We start from the raw sequence: 5193 nt of genomic DNA on the forward strand, positions 1-5193 counted from the left end.
GCCCCCGACGCCCCGCTGGACTCCGTCGCCCCCGACCGGCTGCGCATCGGCGCGAAGGTGCAGGCCGTCTTCGTGGACGTGGACGGCGTGACGGTGCCGCGCTGGGTCCTGGAGCGGCCGTGACGGAGGGCGCGCTGCGGACGCGGGTGGACGCGGAGACGGGCGTGGCCGTCCTGACCCTGGACCGCCCGGAACGCCACAACGCCATCGACCTGGCGACGGCGGCACAGCTCACCGGGGCCTGGCGGGCGTTCCGCTTCGACGACTCGGTGCGGGCGGTCGTGGTGACCGGCGCGGGCGACCGGGCCTTCTGCACCGGGATCGACCGCTCGGTCCAGGTGCCGCAGCCCCGCTCGCCGTACACGGTCGACGATCCGCTCGCCGCGATCGGGCCGAAGGCGAACGACTGCTGGAAGCCGGTGATCGCGGCGGTCAACGGCATGGCGTGCGGCGGCGCGTTCTACCTCCTCGGCGAGGCGGAGTTCCTCGTCGCAGCCGAGGACGCGACGTTCTTCGACCCGCACACCGCCTACGGCATGGTGAGCGCGTACGAGTCGATGTACATGGCGCAGCGCATGCCCCACGGGGAGGCCGCACGGATGGCGCTGATGGGCACCGCCGAGCGGATCTCGGCGCGGCGCGCGTACGAGACCGGCCTCGTCTCCGAACTGACATCGCCGGGCGGGGCGCTCGACGCGGCGGTGCGCGCCGCGGGGACCATCGCCGCCTTCCCCACGGAGGCGGTGCAGGGCACGGTCCGCTCGCTCTGGTCGGCGCGGCAGTCCGCGCTCGCCGCCTCGCTGGCCCAGGCGCCGCACCTGGTCACGCTGGGCAACCTGCCGCCGGAGCGCCAGGCGGAGCTGTTCGGGGGACGGCGGGGCGGGGAGTTCCGGGTGCGGTGATCCCGCCGCCGGTCAGCTCCGCCCGGAGCCCCCGGCGGCCGTCCCGGTGCCCCGCTCCGCGTCCAGCGCGTACACACAGCGGTCCTTGCTGCACGCGTACACCACCCCGTCCCGCACCACGGGCGCGCCCGTGATCTCGCCGCCGGTGGCCAGCTTCCAGCGGAGGCGGCCGTCGTCGGCCTTCAGGGTGTAGAGCAGGTGGTCCGTGGAGCCGAAGTGAATGCGGCGGTCGGCGACCACCGGGGCACCGACGACCTCGCCGCCCGCCTGGAAGCGCCACTTCGGGGTGCCGGTGACCGCGTCCAGGGTGTAGAGCCCCTTGCCGCTGCCCACGTGCACATGGCCGTCGGCGACGAGGACGGGCTCGACGGAGGAGCGGGACTCCGTGGCGATGCGCCACCGGTCACGCCCGTCCGTGGCGTCGAGCGCGTAGACCGTGCCGAGGTAGTCGGCGAGGTAAACGCCGCCGCCCGTGACGGCCGGGCCCGGCGCGAAGGCGGGCGGGCAGAGGAAGGCGGCGGGTGCCTCGAAGTGCCAGCGGACATGTCCCGCGGCCACGTCGATGGCGAGCACCCGGGTGCCCGCGGCCACGTACACGTACCCGTCCTGCGCCTGGGTGAGCCGGACCGGCACACCGCCGCAGGACGCCGCGTCGCCGACGGGGTAGGACCAGCGCTCCTCGCCGGTCCTGGCCTCCAGGGCGCGCAGCCGGGCGTCCTTCCAGACGTACACCGTGCCGTCGAAGAGGGCGGGTCCGGCCTCCGGCGTCTCGAAGTCGGTCTGCGCCCCGGTGATCTCCCAGAGCTTCTCGCCGTTGACCGCCTCCCAGGCCTGGACGCCGCCGCCCCGGGTGCCGGTGACGACCGTGCCGCGGGCGGCCTGGAGGGAGTACACCCAGGCGTCGGTGGGCAGCCGCCAGAGGTCGGAGCCGTCGGCGCCGTCGAGCGCGTACAGCGTGGGCCCGTCGGAGGCGTGGATGCGGCCGTCGGCGACCGCCATGGACCAGGCGACGTCCCGGGTCTTGAAGCTGCGGCGGCCGGTGCCGACGTCGAGGGCGTGCACCTCGAAGGAGGTGACGTAGACGAGGTTCCCCGCGACGGCGGGCGTGCCCCAGACGTCGTTGGACATCCGGAAGCGCCAGGGCCGCCACGAGGTGGGCGCCGCGTCCGGCGCGGGTGAGGGCGCGGGCACGGCGGCGGGCGAGACGCCGTTGGCGCCGCCCCGGGGCGGGGCCGACGACCGCGTCCAGGACGCCGCGAGCCCGGAGTCGCCCGGCCCGACGGACGGGCGCGCGGCCACCCGCGGGCCCGGCCCGATCGGCACCTTCGCCCCGGCGAGCCGCACGGCTCCCCCGTCGGGCGAGGGCGCGAACGGCGGCCGGGACGGCGCGGGCGGCGGCTGCTGCGGGGGCGGCGGCGCGATCACGGAGGCGGCGGGTGCCGCGSCCGGGCCGCCGCTGCGGCCCGCGGCGGCCGGGACCCTGGCGGGCGGCCTGCCGCCCCTGCGGGCCTCGATGAGCGCGACGGCCCGCTCGGGCAGCCAGGCGGAAGCGGTGCCGCTGTCGTCGTCGCCCGCGCTCTCGGAGGCGAAGAGGTGCGGGGCGAGCTGCGCCTGGAGGTCGGCGGGGGACGGCCGCCTCGTGGCGTCCATCTGCATGCAGGACTCGATCAGCGGACGCAGATCGTCCGGGAGTCCTTCCAGGTCAGGGCCCTCGCGCAGCAGCATGAAGACGGTCTCTACGGGGTTGGCGCCATGGAAGGGCGCATGCCCGGTCGCGGCGAAGACCAGGGTCGAGCCGAGCGAGAAGACGTCGCTGGCCCCGGTGACGCTGCGGGAGTCCTTGGCCTGCTCGGGCGACATGTACGCGGGCGTGCCGACGGCGACGTTGGTCATGGTCAGCCGGGTGTTGGAGACGCCGGACGCGATGCCGAAGTCGATGACGCGGGGTCCGTCCTCGACGACGAGGACGTTGGACGGCTTGAGGTCACGGTGGACGAGCCCGGCCCCGTGGATGGACTCCAGGGCCTCGGCCACGCCCGCCGCCAGCCACCGCACCGCCTGGGTGGGCAGCGGCCCGTGTTCATTCACTATTTCCTCGAGCGAGGGGGCGGGCACGTACGCCGTGGCGAGCCAGGGCACGGCGGCGCGCGGATCGGCGTCCACGACGGCGGCCGTGTAGAAACCGGACACGGCGCGCGCGGCCTCGACCTCGCGCGTGAAGCGGACCCGGAAGAGCTGGTCCTCGGCGAGCTCGGTCCGCACCGTCTTGATCGCCACGCGCCGTCCCGACGCGGAGCGCGCCAGATAGACCAGGCCCATGCCACCGGCGCCCAGCCTGCCGAGGACCTCGAACGGGCCGATCCGCCTCGGATCGTGCTGCGTCAGCTGATCCACCACTTGCCCTGCCACCTCCCCGTACGCGGCCGCCGAAGCGGGCCGCCCCGTGCAGCGTCTCACCACCGAGCCGCTCCGGCGGCACGCACCCTGATTCTTCCTGTCGGAGGCGGCCGTGGCGAACCCGGGGCGTGATCGGGGTGTCTCCGGACAAAACCATTCCGTTCCGTCCTGGAGGACCGCTTCCGGGTCCCGGAGGACCGCGTTCAGTCCTGGAGGACCGCGAAGACCGCTCCCTGGTTGTCCCTGATCACCGCGATCCGACCGTACGGGATGTCGCTGGGCGGCATGAGCACGCGCCCGCCGAGCCGGGTGGCCGTCGCGGTCGTGGCGTCGGCGTCGGTGACGTTGAAATAGACGAGGAAGTGCGGAGGCATCTCGGGCGTGCTGTAGCCGTCGGCGCTCCGCCCGCCGACGGCACCGGCGCCCGGGAAGAGCTGGCGCCCGCCGACGGCCGTGCCGGGGCCCGGCTCGGACCCGGCGGGCGACCAGGTGCGGAAGGCCTCGACGCCCGGCAGGTCCAGGTCATGGCCCTCGTAGCCGAAGACACCCTCGTAGAAGGGGTCGACCAGGCTCGCGTCCCTGGAGTACACCTCGGCCCAGCAGAACGCCCCGGGCGCCCGCGTCAGGCCGAAGCCGCGGTGCGCCCCGCCCTGCCAGAGCCCGAAGACGGCACCCTCGGGATCGGCGGCGAGCCCCATCGTCCCGAAGGGGCCCACGGGCATGACCTCCATGACCATGGAGCCGCCCGCCGCCTTGATCCGCCGGGCGAGCGCGGCGGCGTCGGGGGTGGCCAGATAGACCGTCCATACGGTGGGCATGCGGCCGTCCGCCTTGGGCGCGAGGGCGGCGACGGGCCGCCCGTCCCGGTACGCCTGGGCGTAGTGGCCGTACTCCGGCCCCGCCCCTTCGTCGAAGGTCCACCCGAAGAGCTCTCCGTAGAACCGCTTGCCGCCCTCGACGTCGGGGAGCATCGCGTCGGCCCAGCAGGGCACGCCCTCCGCGCAGCCGTCCGCTGTGTCCTGATCGGTGTGGTCCATGCCAGTCAAGCTAGCGGCGGTTCGATGGACGCGCAGCGCCAGAATTCGAACATTTGGCCAATTCGCATGAGGGCCCGCCCACCGCCCGCTCGCGCGCCCCAACCCCATTTGCACTCGGCCGAATCGCGCTCCGATCACCCCTCGGTAAGCTGACGGCATGACAGGACAGGTACGGACCGTCGACGGCCGTGTGGCCGGTCGGCGCGGTCAGGCGACGCGTCAGAAGCTGCTCGACTGCCTCAGCGAGATGCTCAGCTCCTCGCCCTACCGGGACGTCAAAGTCATCGACGTCGCCCGGAAGGCGGGGACTTCACCCGCGACCTTCTACCAGTACTTCCCGGACGTCGAGGGAGCCGTCCTGGAGATCGCGGAGCAAATGGCCGCCGAGGGCGCGGAATTGACCCAGCTCCTCGAAGGCAGGTCGTGGGTCGGCAAGGCGGGCTGGCAGACCTCCCAGGAGCTGGTCGACGGCTTCATGGAGTTCTGGCGCAAGAACGACGCGATCCTCCGCGTCGTCGACCTGGGCGCGGCCGAGGGCGACAAGCGCTTCTACAAGATCCGGATGAAGATCCTCAACTCGGTCAACAACTCCCTTACGGACACCGTCAAGGAGCTCCAGGCCAAGGGCAAGGTCGACAAGGACGTCAGCCCCGCCGCCATGGCGGGTTCGATCGTCGCGATGCTCGCCGCGGTCGCCTCGCACCAGCGCGGCTTCCAGACCTGGGGCGTCAAGCAGGCGGAGCTGAAGCCCAACCTCGCGACGCTGGTACACCTGGGTGTGACGGGCAGGAAGCCGACGAAGTAGCCCGGCTCCCGACGCCTTACGCCACCCCGCACACCCCCGCACCCTCTCCAGC

Annotated in this window: 4 protein-coding genes; 2 read left to right on the forward strand and 2 right to left on the reverse strand. The window is 73.6% G+C overall.

The genetic code is table 11. The features are described 5' to 3' along the window. Nucleotides 1–119 precede the first annotated feature (119 nt). Nucleotides 120–902 carry an enoyl-CoA hydratase/isomerase family protein gene (locus AB8Z36_RS31210; protein WP_369216748.1) on the forward strand — a complete coding sequence of 261 codons (783 nt, stop codon included), beginning with the start codon at nt 120–122 and terminating at the stop codon, nt 900–902. Nucleotides 903–914: 12 nt separating this feature from the next. On the opposite strand, the gene AB8Z36_RS31215 is transcribed toward AB8Z36_RS31210, so the two are convergent. Further along, a complete protein-coding gene (locus AB8Z36_RS31215) occupies nt 915–3299 on the reverse strand; it encodes an outer membrane protein assembly factor BamB family protein (protein ID WP_369216749.1) in 2385 nt (794 codons plus the stop codon). Nucleotides 3300–3502: 203 nt separating this feature from the next. After that, nucleotides 3503–4336, reverse strand: a complete 834-nt coding sequence (locus AB8Z36_RS31220; protein WP_369216750.1) for a VOC family protein — start codon at nt 4334–4336, stop codon at nt 3503–3505. A gap of 157 nt (nt 4337–4493) precedes the next feature. Here AB8Z36_RS31220 and AB8Z36_RS31225 point away from each other — a divergent pair, with 157 nt between their 5' ends. Further along, nucleotides 4494–5141 (forward strand): TetR family transcriptional regulator, encoded by a 648-nt coding sequence (locus AB8Z36_RS31225; protein ID WP_369216751.1) that lies wholly within the window; start codon nt 4494–4496, stop codon nt 5139–5141. Nucleotides 5142–5193 lie beyond the last annotated feature (52 nt).

The sequence above is a fragment of the Streptomyces flavofungini genome, assembly GCF_041028215.1.
Classification (GTDB): domain Bacteria; phylum Actinomycetota; class Actinomycetes; order Streptomycetales; family Streptomycetaceae; genus Streptomyces; species Streptomyces flavofungini_B.